Below are 13,411 nucleotides of genomic sequence, written 5' to 3'. Positions count from 1 at the left end.
CCGATCCTGCGGTTCCCGCCTCCCGCGCCAGCTCATCGTCGCACCGCTCCACGGCCTTCCGATACGCGGGGAGCGATCGCGGGCATCCAGGTGCTCTGGGTAGCCTGGTGGCTCACGACGTTCCGCGGGTCGTTCGTGTTCGGGTACGTGCACTACGTGATCTTCGCAGCCGCCGGCGCCTTCTCCGCGGGCATCGAGGTCGCGATCGACCACGACACGCATCAGGCCGACCTCGAGGCGGCCGTCGCGGCCGCCACGACGACCGTCCCCGTCGCACTCTTCGTCCTCGGGATCTGGTTCCTCGCTCTCCGCGACACCCTGCCGAGCTGGGCGAACGCGGCCGTCGTGGCCCTCGCGGTCGGCATCGGGGCGAGCGCGCTCGGGCCCCTCAGCCTCGTCGTCGCGGCTGTCGCGATGGTCACGATCGTCGTGGTGCTGGAAGTGACGGAGAAGCGGCCGGCCGCGCGAGACGACTAGAGCGAGCCGAGCGCCGTCGCCGCCCCGAGGCCCAGCAGGTCGAGGTCGCTCGACACCGAGACGAAGTCCGCTCCGTGATCGACGAAGCGCGGAGCACGGTCCGGCCGGCCGGCGAAGGCGCCGAAACGGATCCCCGCCGCGCGACTCGCCGCCGCGACGCGGGAGAGCGGGTTCCCCTCGGAGTCGTCGTCGAGGAGCGCGTCGACCGTCGTCCCGAGGGACGCGGACAGGTCGAACGGACCGACGAACAGCATGTCGACGCCATCGAGCGCTGCGATCTCGTCGACCTCGGCGAGCGCGCCGGGGGTCTCGATCATGAGGGCGACGACGATGCCGCCGTTCGCCGCCGCCACGTCGTCCGCCGCACCGAACGGCGAGCGGATGGGGCCGAAGCTGCGGTGACCGAGCGGTGGGTAATAGGAGGCCCCGATCACGCGGCGGGCGTCCTCGACGCCATCCACCATCGGCACGATCACTCCGGCGGCGCCGGCATCGAGCGCACGACCGATGAGACCGAAGTCGGCGGCGCGCGGACGCACGAGGACGCGTGCTGCGCCGTCGCGGCCCGTCGCACTCGGACCGAGCAGGTCGAGCGCCGCGAGGATCGAGCGATCGTCCCACCGCCCGTGCTGCGCGTCGAGGCAGACCCACTCGAGGCCCGATCGGCCGAGCGTCTCGACGAGCGCGGGCGAGTCGATGAAGCTGAACGCTCCGTACTCCGGCGCCGTCGCCGTCACGATGTCGTCCCCACCGGATCGGCCGGGGCCGAGGCGAGCTCTCGCGCGCGGGCGAGACCCGCATCCGCCGCGTCGATGACGATCGACCCGAGATCGCGGTCCTCGAACACCTCGACGGCGTGATGCGTGACACCCCGGAGGCTCGTGATCCGTCGTCGCAGCTCCGCCGGTGAGCTCCTCGAGTCGGCGAGCAGCGCCCCGGCGCCCACGAGCACGGCACGCGCGATGCGTTCGGCGTCGTGCGGCCCGAAGCCCTGGTGCTCGGCGGCCGCCGCGAGCTTCTCGGCGAGCAGGAACGCGAAGGCCGGGCCGGAGCCGGACAGGACGGTGAGGGCGTCGAGTCCGTCCTCGTCGACGTCCATGACGTCGCCGAGTTCGGCGAACAGCTCGCGCACGATCCCGACGAGGGACGCGTCGGCACCACCCGCGACGATGCCGGCGAAACCCGCGTTCACGTGCGACGGCGTGTTCGGGAGCACGCGCACCACGTCCACCGTCCCGAGCAGGTCCCTGAGCCGGGCGAGGCGCACTCCCGCGAGCACCGACACGACGATGGTGCCGGGCTGGAGCGCCGCGCCGACCGCCGGGAGCACGTCGTCGACCATCCACGGCTTCACCGCGATGACGACGACGCGGGCCGCCGCCGCGGCCGATGCCGCCGCATCCGGGTCCTCCTCCACCGACAGCGCCGTCACGCCGTCCGCGCGCAGTTCGGCGGCACGAGCCGCCGTCAGGGACACGGTCGTCACGGCGGGGAAGGGCACCCCGGACCGGCGCCAGCCCGCGAGGAGCGTTCGCGCGAGCGAACCGGCTCCCACGACCGCGAGCGCGGGCGCCTCCGCGACCGTCACCCGCCCGCCGCCACTCGTCGACCCCGACTGACGACGGTCCGCCCCCTCGACTCGTCGGAGATCACGGAGATGTCCTCGAGAGGATTCCCCGACCAGACGACGAGGTCGCCGAGCGCGCCATCGCGGAGGCGACCGAGGTCGGTCCGCTGGAGGAGCGCGGCGTTGGCCGACGTGAGCGACCGGAGCACGTCGAGCGGACTCGACGCCTCGGCCTGCAGCCGGACGCCGACGAGCTGGTCCGAGGCGAGGTCGCCCATGAGGTCCGACCCGAAACCGACCGTGACCCCCGCGGCGAGGGCGTGCCCGACGGCGTACTTTCCCGCCTCGAGCACCTCCTTGTTCTTCGCAGCCGAGACGGGCGAGAGGCCGACCTCGTCACCGCGCCGATCCATCGCGTCGTAGGCGGCGAGCGTCGGCACGAGCACGGCGTTCCGCTCGGCCATCGCCGCTGCGGTCCCCGGGTCGAGGAGGTTTCCGTGCTCGATCGACCGGACACCGTTCTCGATCGAGTGCCGGATGGACTCGGGCGAATAGGAGTGGGCGGCGACATAGCTGCCGCGACGTGCGGCCTCGTCCGTGACCGCGCGGATCTCCTCGGCCGAGTACTGCGCCGGCCGCAGCGGATCGGTGAGCGAGGCGACCCCGCCGGACGTCATGACCTTGATCGCGTGCGCGCCGTGGTGGAAGCGCGACCGTACGGCGACGCGGAGGGCGTCGACGCCGTCGACGAGGTCGCACATGTGGCCGCCGTGGAAGCAGAGGTCGTCCTCCGCGCCACGGTGATCGCCGTGCCCGCCGGTCTGGCTGAGCGCCGCGCCCGTCCAGAAGTACCGCGGCGACGGGATGAGTCCGCGGTCGATCGCGGCCGACAGCCCGGCGTCGCCGCCCGCCACGTCGCGCACGGTCGTGAAGCCGCGCCGGAGGGCGTCCCGCAACCGGTGCGACGCCGCGAGCGCGAGGTAGCTCAGGTACGAGTTCTCGATGCGGCTCGTGATCATCGAGATCGCGTAGGCGTGGAAGTGGGCGTCGATGAGGCCGGGGGTGACGACGGCGCCGCGAGCGTCGATCGTGTCCTCCCCGGCGGTCACGTCGCCGATCTCGACGATGCTCCCGTCGACGATCCGGACCCCGCCGTCGACGAGCTCGGCGGACTCCCCGTCGAAGATCAGCGCGTTCAGGACGGTGAGGTCCCCGCTCATCGTGTACCCGCCGGAGCGGCACGGCGTTCGGCCGTCGCCGACTCGTCGATGTCGAATCCGCCCGGTCGCAGGACGACGCCGTACGACTCCGCCGCCGCCTCGCGCGAGACGAAGCCGTTGCGCACATCCGCCGCGACCGCGAGCGGGTCACGTTCGAACGCCGGCCCCCACCCGCCGCCGCCGCCCGTCGCGTTGACGAGCACGTCTCCCGGTTCGAGGTGGCTGTACTCGCCGGCGCCGCGGCGCTCGTCGGGTCGTCCGGGGTTGATGGTCATGCCGTTCGGCACACCCTCCTCGCCGCCCGCGACGGCCCACGGCGGGCTCGTCTTGTACATGAGGCCGATGCCGACGGAGGGCGCGGTGAACCGGTAGGCGCGGCTCACGCCGACGCCGCCGCGGTGCTTCCCGGCACCGCCCGAGTCGGGCCGGTAGCCGTAGTGGTCGATGATCATCGGCGACTTCGTCTCGAGCACCTCGACCGGGTTGTTGCGGCACCCCGGCTCGGAGAAGTGCATGATGCCGTCCTCCCCGTCGCCGTCGGCGTGGCCGCCGTAACCGACGGCCTCGTTCGTGGCCTCGAGCCACGAGTCGCCCGTGCGGGGGTTCACTCCGAGGCCCATCATCGAGTTGACGTCGCCTCCCGATGATGCCGGCATCCACTCGGGCATGCCTTGCGCGAGCGCCTTGAGCACGACCTCGCCGGCCAGCAATCCGGTCCAGAGCGTGAACGTCGGCATCGGCGGGACGGCGTGCATGACGCTACCCTCGCGGGTGATGACGCGGAGCGGCGCGAAATTCCCCGCCACGACGGGACTGTCCGGCGTCGTGAGCGACTTGAAGACGAGGCTGCAGAGCGCCTCCGTCTGTCCCGGCGGCAGGTTGATCGGGCCGACGACGCCGAACGCGCTGTCGCTCCAGTCGATGATGAACTCGTCGTCGGTGATCGTGACGACCGCGTCCATCGCGACGGGGGTCGACTTGTCGATTCCGTCGCTGTCCATGAAGTCGCGCGCGTGCCATGTCCCCTTCGGGAGCTTCGCGAGACCGATCCTCGCGAGCTTCTCGCCGTGCTCGTTGATCGCCTGCATGGCATCGGCGAGCGCTTCTACCCCGTACTTGTCCGCGATCTCGCGCGTTCGCGCTGCGCCGGCGTGAACCGCCGACACCTGCGCCTGCAGGTCGCCGATCGTCCGCTCCGGCATCCGGCTGTTGAAGCGGATGATGTTGAAGACGTCGTCGCACTGACGCCCCGCCTGGTAGAGCCGGGTGCCCGGGAAGAAGATGCCCTCCTGGTACATGTCGGTGGAGTCGAGCACGTAGCCCGCGTCCTTCTGCATGAGGTCGAGCACGTGGATGCGCACGGAGGCGTAGCCGATGAGCTCGCCGCCGCTCGCGTGGATCGGCGCGAAGACGAGCGTGTCGAGCGTGTGCGCCGACGACCAGTACGGGTAGTTGAGGAGGAACACGTCGCCCTCGCCCATCGCGTCGACCCCGAGGAACTCGATCGCCTTCTTGATGCCGTAGTCGTTGCCGCGGGTGAAGATCGCGATGCCGGGAGCGTCCGCGACCACGTCGCCGTTGACGTCGTGGATGCCGACGCCGTAATCGTGGATCTCGTAGACGACCGTGTTGTAGGCGGTTCGGCACAGGTTGTGCGCGACCTCGGCCGCCGCGGCGATCAGGCCGTGACGGATGACTTCGATCGTGATGGCGTCTCTCATCGGACGGCTCCTTCGAGTGCGGGGGAATCGGTCGACGGCAGGGGCTCGGTCTCAATCGCGATGACGAGTTCCCCGTACGTGCCGACGGTGAGCACGTCGCCGGCGTGCATGACCGTCGTCGCGGTGTGCTCGGTGATGACGGCGGGGCCGACGATGCGGTCGCCGGCGAGCAGCTGCTCGCGCGAGTAGAGGCCGTAGACGACCTGCTCGTCGTCGCCGAGGTGCACGACGCGGTCGCCGAGCCGCTCGGGGGTGCCATCGGTGCGAGCCGCCATCGTGGGGAGCGACGGCTTGTCGATCACGCCGATGCCACGGACGCGGAGCGTCGTGATCTCCACCGGGTCGCTCATGGTGTGGCCGTACTGTCGCTCGTGGAGTTCGGCGAACGACACCTCGACGGCGGCCGTGAAGCCTTCTCCGAACGGCGGGCACGCCACGGTCACGGCGTGCTCCTGGCCCATGTACCGCACGTCGATCGTCCGGACGAGGTGCTGCTCGGCGTCGCCGAAGCCGTCGGTGCTGAGCGCCGCGGTCGCGGACGATTCGAGCTCCGCGAAGGACGCGGCGATGACGTCGGCGTCGACCTCGAGCAGCGGGGTGATCGACGTGCGGGAGAAGTCGTGCTGCACGTCGGCCATGAGCATGCCGAGCGCCGAGAACGCTCCCTGACCCGGCGGCACGACGACCGTCGGGATGCCGAGCTCGCGAGCGACGTCGACCGCGACGAGTCCCCCGCCCCCGCCGAACGACAGGAGGGCGAAGTCCTTCGGGTCGAGGCCGAGCTCGACCGTGATCCCGCGGACGGCGCCGACGATCTTCGTCGTGGAGATGCGGAGCATTCCGCGGGCGAGGCCGCGCTCGGTCATCCCCAGCGGTTCGGCGATCGTCGTCAGCGCGTCGAGGGCACGCTGTTCGTCGAGGACGAGGGTGCCGCCGAGGGGCGTGTCCGAGCCGAGGTAACCGACGGCGAGCGCCGCGTCCGTGAACGTCGGGCGCGTGCCGCCGCGGCCGTACGACGCGGGGCCCGGCATCGCTCCGGCGCTCTGGGGGCCGACCTGGAGGGCGCCGGCCGCGTCGAGGTAACCGAGCGATCCGCCGCCCGCCCCGATCGTCTGGATGTTGAGGGACGGTGTCGTGATGGGCAGGCCCTCGAATTCGGCGCCCTGGTGCATGAGGGGCTCGTGATCGAGGACGAGCGACGCGTCGAGGCTCGTCCCTCCCATGTCGATCGTGATGAGGTTCGGGGAGCCGATGAGCTTCGAGAACGCTGCGGCGCCGATCACTCCGCCGGCCGGACCCGAGAGGATGAGGTTGACGGGCTGCTCCTTCGCGGCGGTCGCCGTCATCGCGCCTCCGCCCGAACGCGACATGAGGAAGCGGCCCTCGAATCCGTTCGACGCGAGCTCGCCCTGGAGAACGTCGAGATAACCGCGCACGATGGGCTTGATGTAGGCGTCGAGCACCGTCGTGCTCGTGCGCTCGTACTCCCGGTACTCGCGAGCGAGCTCGTGCGAGAGGGTGACGTCCACGCCAGGGGCGACCTCGGCGAGGATCTCGCGCATGCGCGACTCATGGTCCGAGTTGGCGTAGGAGTGCAGGAACGCGACGGCGACGGACGCGTACCCTCCCGCCGCGATCTCCGCGGCGACGCGGCGCGCGTCGTCCTCGTCGAGCGGCGTCGCGACGGTGCCGTCGAAGTAGCTCCTCTCGATCACCTCGAAGGTGTCGGCGCGCTCGACGAGCGCGGTCGGCTTGCGGTAGCGGATGTCGTACATCGCGGCCCGGTCGGTGCGGCCCAGCAGGTAGACGTCGCGGAAGCCCGCCGTCGACACGATCGCGGTGCGCGCCCCTGTGCGCGTGAGGAGGGCGTTGAGACCGAGGGTCGTGCCGTGGTTGAACATCACGATGTCCTCCATGGCGGCCTCGGCCTTGCGGAAGCCGTCGAGGACGCCCTCCGTCGGTGCCGACGGAGTCGTCGGCACCTTCTCGAAGCGCAGTTCGCCCGACGACGGCGTCAGCTTCACGACGTCGGTGAAAGTGCCTCCGACGTCGATCGCGACGCGGACTCGTTCTGACATGGTGGGTCCTTTCGAGGGGGAGATGCGGGTCAGCGACGCTTGATGCCGGCAGCGGCGAGGCCGACGGCCGCGAGGATGATGGCGCCCGTCACGAGGTCCTTGATCTGCGGGTTGAACCCGAGGATGTCGAAGCCGTTGCCGATGAGGGCGATGAGGAAGACGCCCGCGACGGAGCGCCACACGGCGCCGACGCCGCCGTAGATGCTCGTGCCGCCGAGGATGATCGCGGCGATCGCGTCGAACTCGAGCCCGGCACCGGCCTGCGGCTGTCCCGACGCGATGCGTGAGACACCGATGGCCGCAGCCATGCCGGCCGCGAGCCCGCTGAGGGCGAAGACCATGACACGCGTGCGGTCGACGCGCACACCGGACAACTGGGCGGCGTCGGGGTTGCCGCCGACGGCGAAGACGTGGCGGCCGAAGACCGTGCCCTTGAGCACGAACCACATGATCGCGACGAAGACGATGAGGATGACGACGGTGTAGAAGACGCCGCCGATGCGACCGCGGCCGAGTTCCGAGAAGCCGTCGAGCGAGACCTGGATGAGCGCCCCGCCCGTGATCAGCACGGCGATCGCCTGGAAGATGAGGCTCGACGCGAGCGTCGCGAGGAACGAGTGCACGCGGAGGACGGTCACGGCGAGGCCGTTGAACACACCGAGTGCGAGTCCGATGACGGGCGGTGCGAGCAGACCGAGCACGACGTTGCCGGTCTCCATGGCGACCCACGCGGCGGCGACGCTGCCGACGGCGTAGATCGCGGCCGTCGAGAGGTCGAACGAGCCGGAGATGATCACGAACGTGCCGGCGACGGCGATGAGGGCGAGGGGGGTGTTCTGGTTCACGATGTTGACGAGGTTCGCGAACGTGAAGAACGACGGGCTCGCGATCGCGAGCACGATGAGGAGCGCGGCGAGGAGGATCAGCACCGCGTAGTCGCGGAGGAACGCGAGGGCCTTGGCCGGCGTGATCCGCGGCGCTGTGGTGCGGGCGGTGGTGCTGGTCATGCGATGGCTCCGATTTCCTGTTCGACTGAGAAGAGATGGGCGAGCAGGTCGCTCACGCCGAAGACGGCGGGATCGACCTCTCCCGCGATGCGTCCGTTGCTCACCGTGTACGCCCGGCTGCTGAGTGCGAGCACCTCCTCGTGCTCGGACGAGATGAGGAGCACACCGACGCCGCGGTCGGCGAGGTCCGCGACGAGTTGGTAGATCGTCGCTTTCGCTCCGATGTCGACGCCGCGTGTGGGCTCGTCGAGGATCACGAAGGCCGGGTCGCCCACGAGCCACTTCGCGAGTAGCGCCTTCTGCTGGTTGCCGCCGGACAGACCGCCGATGTCGAGACCGATACGCGGCGGTCGCATGCTGAGCGCCTCGGCGAGCGCGCCGGCCTCCTTCTTCTCCGCGGCCGGCCGGATGACGCCGGCGGTCGCGAACCGGTCGAGGAAGGCCAAGGAGATGTTCTCGCGCACGCTGCGCTGGAGGATGAGGCCTTGCGCGTGACGGTCCTCCGGAACCATGACCAGTCCGCTCGCGATGGCACGACGCGTGGTCCACCGGCGGCACTTCTCGCCACGGAACGTGATCGACCCGGCCGTGATCGGATCGGCACCGGCGATCGCCCGCGCGATCTCCGACCGGCCGGATCCGACCAGGCCGAGCAGACCGACGATCTCTCCGGGACGCACGACGAGCGACGCCTCCTCGATGCCGGTCTCGGTCGTGATGCCGTCGACGACGAGAAGCGGCTCGGTCGAGGCGTCCGCGCGCGGTCGGCGCTCGGGGAACGTCACCGCGAGCTCACGACCGAGCATCGCCTGGACCATGGTCGCCTTGGTCTCGTTCGCCACGGGACCGGTCCGGACACGCTGACCGTCGCGCATGATCGTCACGGTGTCGGCGACCTCGAGCACGGCGTCGAGGAAGTGCGAGACGTAGACGATGCTCCTCCCCTGCTCACGCAGTTGCGCGATGAGCCGGTGGAGCCGCTCGGTCTCGTGCGCCGTGAGGGACGACGTCGGTTCGTCCATCACGATGACGCGAGCGTCACGAGCGAGCGCCCGCATGATCTCGACCTTCTGCTGGTCCGCGATCCGCAGGTCGCCGACCTTCGCCGATGCGTCGAGGTCGAAGTCCGCGAGGGCGCGGAGCGTCTCGAAACACTCCGCGACCCTGCGGTGGAGGACGCCGAGGGTGTTGGCCTCCACGCCGAGGAAGACGTTCTCGAGCACCGTGAGGTCGTCGACGAGCGAGAGCTCCTGCGCGATCATGACGACGCCCGACCGTTGGGCGCGGACCGGATCCCACTTCGAGACCTGCTCGCCGTCGACGCGCAGCTCGCCCGTGTCGGGGGCGTAGAGCCCCGCCACGATCTTGCCGAGCGTCGACTTCCCCGCGCCGTTCTCGCCGACGAGGGCGTGCACCTCACCGGTGCGCAGCTCGAGGTCGACGGTGTCGAGCGCCTGCGTTCCGCCGAAACGTTTCGAGACGCCGGAGAGTTCGACGAGGGGGGTACTGGTGTCCATGGGATCCGATCCGTCCTGAGGGGTGCGTGGAGTGGGGGCCTAGCCTTCCCACTCCCCGACGTAGTCGGGTGTCTCGTCGAGCGTCTCCTTGGTGGCATACGGCTCGATCTCGCCGACCTCGTCGGCGTTCACGTAGCTCTCGACGTCTGCGCCCGTGAGGGCGTTGTAGAGCTGCTCCATCGCGGCAGCGCCCATGGAGACGGGGAAGTTGATGTAGTCCGCCTTCCAGATGCCGTCGCGCACGTTCTGGATGGACTCGGTCGTCCCGCCGCCACCGGTGAGGTAGACGGTCGACGGGTCGATGCCCGCGTCCTCGAGTGCGATCTGCGCGCCCTTCGTCTGCTGGTCGGCGTTCGAGAGGATGACGTTCACGTCGGGGGTCGACTGGAGGACGTTCGTGATCGTCGTCGCGGACTGGTCGGGGTCGTAGTTGCCCTCCACCGTCGTGACGATCTCGATGTTGTCCTCGGCCTCGAGGACCTCGCGGTAGGACTCCTCGCGCGTCACGTCCAGGGGCGCGTTGAGCTGGCCGACGAGCAGGACGACCTTGCACGGGTCGAGGTCGGCGCAATACGTGACGACGTCCTCTGCCTGCTTCGCGGCCGCCTCGCCGGCGGGGACGGCGACCGTCGAGACGACGCCTTCCACTTGCGGCTCCATCTCGCTCAGGTCCGGACCGATGGGGTTGAGGACCGAGGTGACGGGGATGCCGTTGCCGAGCGGGAAGGCGGCGGCGAGGGCCGGACCGTCGAACGGAACCACGACGACGCCGTCGTACTTGTCCCCGACGCCCGCCGTCTCCATCTGACTGAGCTGGGTGTCGGCGTTGAACTGGCCGTCGAGCAGCGTGAGGTTGATGTCGGCGTCGAGTTCGTCGGCCATCTCCTGGACGCCCTTCGCGACGGCCTGGTTGTAGCCGTTCTGGCTCGACGACAGCAGCACGGCGATCTCGTAGCCGTCCTCGGATCCGGCTCCGGCGCTGCCGCCGTCCCCGCTGCACGCGGTGAGCGCCGTGGCGCCGAGGAGTACGACGGACGCCGTGACGGGGAGTCGCCACGAGCGAAGCTTTGACTGGTGCAACTGCTACCTCCATGTGGTCTTCAGCGGGATGCCGGGATGACTCTCGCCGTGGTGCTTGTCCAGTAATATGTCACACTTCGCATTACAGCGGTTTATCTCTTATGTAACGGACGCGTTTCGTCTGTCGGCCGATGCGTCGCGATGACCGGTAGGACGCGGCACGAATCGCACGGTCCGCCGGGGGACGCCGATAATGGAATCGACGACCGGGAGGACCGATGGCCGAGCAGGACACCGCCGGATCCGACGCTGCCGCGTGCTCCCCTTCGCACCCTCGGGAGTCGGTGTACCAGCGCGTCCTGGGCGCGGATTACGCGTCCCTCGACCCACGCCTGCAGCGGTACTTCGGTCCGATCCCGGCGGGGAGGGTGGGATCGGGATCCGGCGTCTACGGTGTCGCGGGATCGCGACATCGATTCCTCCGCCCCGTACTGGCCGTGATGGCGTGGCGGCACGTGCTCTTCCCCGAACTCGGGCACGATGTGCCGTTCCGGGTCACCAACACCCCGACCACGGGCGGCGGGCTCGGAGCCGTCCGCACCTTCGAGTTCGGCAGCCGCACCCGGATCATGCAGGATGCCATGATCGTCCGGCACGGTGTGCTCTACGACAGACTGGGCAAGCGCGGAGGGCTCGGCGTCGCGATCCGCCTCTCGGTCGTGTCCGGCGCCCTTCACATGACGTCCACCGGCCTCGCCCTGCACGTCGGCCGCGCGCGGATCCCGCTCCCGCCGTTCGCGACCATGCGCCTCCGCGAGCACGTCGAGGATGCCGACACGACCCGTCAGCACGTCGACGTCCGGATCGAGGCCCCGATCCTCGGCGAGCTCTTCCGGTACACCGGCTCCTTCACCTACGCGGTCACCCCGACGAGCTGAGCACGAGGGGCAGTTTCTGGGCTGGCCCGGTCGGCTACCTCGAGACCGCGTGATCCACGACGTAGAGCCGGGCGGCGCCGACCTCGACCCCCTCGAGGATCGCGACGAGGCGCTCGTTGCGTCGGTTCGGATGATCGAGCCACTCCTGGTAGGCGTCCGGGTCGGGCCAGAGCGCGGTGACGACCATCTCGCCCGAGCCGTCGACGGCGACGGAGATCTCCGACGCGACGGCGCGCGACTCGTCGAGCGAGAACTGCAGAATGTCTGCGTCACGATAGACCGCCAGGACGTCGGCCACGCGATCCGGTGCCGGGTAGAGAGACAGGATGCTGCGAATCACGCGCCCACCCCCTGCCCCCGCGCGCTCGAGAGCGACCCCCACGTCGACGATTCGCCGGCGGGAGAGCGCTTCTGCGGCACGCCCCACGGGTTGTCGTCGCGCAGCGCCGGCGGGAGGATCGCCTGCGGAGCGTCCTGGTAGGTCACGGGGCGGAGGAAGCGCGAGACGGCGGCCGTGCCGACGGACGTCCCCCCTCCCCCGACGGTCGCGGGGAACGGACCGCCGTGGGTCATCGCGGGCGTCACGGCGACGCCCGTCGGCCAGCCGTCGACGATCACGCGACCCGAGTGCGCCGCGATCGCCGCGGCGAGCGCCGCGTAGCCCGCCGGATCCTCGTCCGGGGCCGTCTGGATCGTGCCCGTGAGATTACCGGGGAAGAACTCGGCGACGAGCGCCGGCAGTTCGGCGGGGTCGTCGTAGTCGACGACGATGGAGAGCGGCCCGAACGCCTCATCGAGCACGCGCTCGCGCTCGCGCCGCAACGTCGCGACGTCGGTCCGGGCGAAGGTCGGGCGCACCCACACGTCTCCGTCGTCCTCCTCGCGCACCTCGCCGTCGACGAGCGACTCGACGCCGTTCGTCCCGAGGATCTCCTCGCGGCGCGTGCGGAAGCCCTCGGCGATTCCCGCGTAGAGCATCCGGTGCTCGCCGATACTCCCCGCCGACTCCGCGACCGGCACGTCGGCGCCGCGCGGCACGAAGAGGAAGCCGGATTTCGTGCACAATTGCCCGGCCGATCCGCTCACGCTCGCGACGAAGGCCTCGGAGAGGGCGTCGAGCCCCGCGTCGGCCGCGGCCGGCGTGACGAAGACGGGATTCACACTCCCGAGTTCCCCGAAGAAGGGGATGGGGTTCGGGCGGGACGACGCGATCGCGGCGAGGGCGATCCCGCCGCGCGTCGACCCGGTGAATGCGGCTGCAGCGATGCGTGGATCGCGGAGCGCCGTCACACCGACCTCGCGGCCGAAGATCACTGAGAGGGTTCCGACGGGGAGACCGGCGGTCGTGAGTGCGTCCGCGACGATGTCGCCCGTCCGCCTGGAGAGTTCCGGATGACCCTCGTGCGCCTTGACCACGACGGGCGAACCGGCCGCGAGGGCGGCTGCGGTGTCACCGCCGGCGACGGAGAAGGCGAACGGGAAGTTGCTCGCCGCGAAGTTGAGCACGGGGCCGACCGGCGCGAGGACGCGCCGCAGCTCGGGGCGCGGCCCGAGCACGAAGTCCGGGTCGGCGTCGTCGATGCGCACGTCGAGGAACGCCCCGTCGGCCACGACCTCTGCGAACAAGCGCAACTGCACGCTCGTCCGCTTCGACTCGCCCCGAAGACGGGCCTCGGCCAGTCCGGTCTCACGCATCGCGATCGGGACGAGTCGGTCGACCGCCGCGTCGAGCGCATCGGCTGCGGCGACGAGTGCCGCAGCACGTTCGCGGGGAGCCGTCGCGGCGAGGATCGGGGCGGCCTCGGCCGCGGTACCGATGATGCCGGCGAGTTCGTCCGGTGAGGTGTCGTTCATGGGTCCTCCAGG

At 70.4% G+C, this 13,411-nt stretch carries 12 protein-coding genes; 2 read left to right on the top strand and 10 right to left on the bottom strand.

Annotation, left to right across the window (positions count from 1 at the left end):
• Positions 1-90 precede the first annotated feature (90 nt).
• Positions 91-477: a low temperature requirement protein A gene (locus ELQ90_RS03355; protein ID WP_243695977.1), complete on the top strand. Its 387-nt coding sequence runs from the start codon at positions 91-93 to the stop codon at positions 475-477.
• Here ELQ90_RS03355 and ELQ90_RS03350 read toward each other — a convergent pair.
• The 8 genes from ELQ90_RS03350 to ELQ90_RS03315 are packed head-to-tail and all read right to left on the bottom strand — an operon-like array spanning position 474 to position 10,667.
• Entirely contained in the window at positions 474-1,214 is a 741-nt protein-coding gene (locus ELQ90_RS03350; RefSeq protein WP_166408799.1) for an HpcH/HpaI aldolase family protein, read from the bottom strand. The genes ELQ90_RS03355 and ELQ90_RS03350 overlap by 4 nt on opposite strands.
• Positions 1,211-2,065 carry a pyrroline-5-carboxylate reductase gene (proC, locus tag ELQ90_RS03345; RefSeq protein ID WP_128493826.1) on the bottom strand — a complete coding sequence of 285 codons (855 nt, stop codon included), beginning with the start codon at positions 2,063-2,065 and terminating at the stop codon, positions 1,211-1,213. The genes ELQ90_RS03350 and proC overlap by 4 nt, the downstream gene beginning before the upstream one ends.
• Positions 2,062-3,264 carry a metal-dependent hydrolase family protein gene (locus tag ELQ90_RS03340; RefSeq protein WP_128493825.1) on the bottom strand — a complete coding sequence of 401 codons (1,203 nt, stop codon included), beginning with the start codon at positions 3,262-3,264 and terminating at the stop codon, positions 2,062-2,064. Before ELQ90_RS03340 ends, proC begins: the two co-directional genes overlap by 4 nt.
• Entirely contained in the window at positions 3,261-4,985 is a 1,725-nt protein-coding gene (locus tag ELQ90_RS03335; RefSeq protein ID WP_128493824.1) for a hydantoinase B/oxoprolinase family protein, read from the bottom strand. Before ELQ90_RS03335 ends, ELQ90_RS03340 begins: the two co-directional genes overlap by 4 nt.
• The gene (locus ELQ90_RS03330) at positions 4,982-7,063 is read right to left on the bottom strand and encodes a hydantoinase/oxoprolinase family protein (RefSeq protein WP_128493823.1); all 2,082 of its coding nucleotides are present in this window, start codon (positions 7,061-7,063) and stop codon (positions 4,982-4,984) included. Before ELQ90_RS03330 ends, ELQ90_RS03335 begins: the two co-directional genes overlap by 4 nt.
• A gap of 29 nt (positions 7,064-7,092) precedes the next feature.
• On the bottom strand, positions 7,093-8,070 hold the full coding sequence (locus tag ELQ90_RS03325; RefSeq protein WP_128493822.1) for an ABC transporter permease: 978 nt from the start codon (positions 8,068-8,070) through the stop codon (positions 7,093-7,095).
• A complete protein-coding gene (locus tag ELQ90_RS03320) occupies positions 8,067-9,587 on the bottom strand; it encodes a sugar ABC transporter ATP-binding protein (RefSeq protein ID WP_128493821.1) in 1,521 nt (506 codons plus the stop codon). Before ELQ90_RS03320 ends, ELQ90_RS03325 begins: the two co-directional genes overlap by 4 nt.
• A 39-nt stretch (positions 9,588-9,626) precedes the next feature.
• Positions 9,627-10,667 (bottom strand): sugar ABC transporter substrate-binding protein, encoded by a 1,041-nt coding sequence (locus ELQ90_RS03315; protein ID WP_128493820.1) that lies wholly within the window; start codon positions 10,665-10,667, stop codon positions 9,627-9,629.
• A gap of 218 nt (positions 10,668-10,885) precedes the next feature.
• On the opposite strand from ELQ90_RS03315, the gene ELQ90_RS03310 reads away from it, so the two are divergent.
• On the top strand, positions 10,886-11,545 hold the full coding sequence (locus ELQ90_RS03310) for a DUF4166 domain-containing protein (RefSeq protein WP_128493819.1): 660 nt from the start codon (positions 10,886-10,888) through the stop codon (positions 11,543-11,545).
• A 34-nt stretch (positions 11,546-11,579) separates the two neighbouring features.
• On the opposite strand, the gene ELQ90_RS03305 is transcribed toward ELQ90_RS03310, so the two are convergent.
• Together ELQ90_RS03305 and ELQ90_RS03300 are read right to left on the bottom strand one after the other, a co-directional pair.
• On the bottom strand, positions 11,580-11,885 hold the full coding sequence (locus tag ELQ90_RS03305) for an antibiotic biosynthesis monooxygenase family protein (RefSeq protein WP_128493818.1): 306 nt from the start codon (positions 11,883-11,885) through the stop codon (positions 11,580-11,582).
• Positions 11,882-13,399 (bottom strand): aldehyde dehydrogenase family protein, encoded by a 1,518-nt coding sequence (locus ELQ90_RS03300; RefSeq protein WP_128493817.1) that lies wholly within the window; start codon positions 13,397-13,399, stop codon positions 11,882-11,884. The genes ELQ90_RS03305 and ELQ90_RS03300 overlap by 4 nt, the downstream gene beginning before the upstream one ends.
• Between the last annotated feature and the right edge of the window lie 12 nt (positions 13,400-13,411).

The sequence above is a fragment of the Labedella phragmitis genome (assembly GCF_004078635.1).
GTDB classification, from domain to species: domain Bacteria; phylum Actinomycetota; class Actinomycetes; order Actinomycetales; family Microbacteriaceae; genus Labedella; species Labedella phragmitis.
The sequence above is the reverse complement of the archived record's forward strand: the minus strand, read 5'-3'. Positions and strand labels throughout refer to the sequence as shown.

Coding starts and splice junctions, on each gene's coding strand:
- ELQ90_RS03340 (WP_128493825.1), bottom strand. CDS start 3,264: ATGAGCGGGGACCTCACCGTCCTGAACGCGCTGATCTTCGACGGGGAG.
- ELQ90_RS03335 (WP_128493824.1), bottom strand. CDS start 4,985: ATGAGAGACGCCATCACGATCGAAGTCATCCGTCACGGCCTGATCGCC.
- ELQ90_RS03330 (WP_128493823.1), bottom strand. CDS start 7,063: ATGTCAGAACGAGTCCGCGTCGCGATCGACGTCGGAGGCACTTTCACC.
- ELQ90_RS03325 (WP_128493822.1), bottom strand. CDS start 8,070: ATGACCAGCACCACCGCCCGCACCACAGCGCCGCGGATCACGCCGGCC.
- ELQ90_RS03320 (WP_128493821.1), bottom strand. CDS start 9,587: ATGGACACCAGTACCCCCCTCGTCGAACTCTCCGGCGTCTCGAAACGT.
- ELQ90_RS03310 (WP_128493819.1), top strand. CDS start 10,886: ATGGCCGAGCAGGACACCGCCGGATCCGACGCTGCCGCGTGCTCCCCT.
- ELQ90_RS03300 (WP_128493817.1), bottom strand. CDS start 13,399: ATGAACGACACCTCACCGGACGAACTCGCCGGCATCATCGGTACCGCG.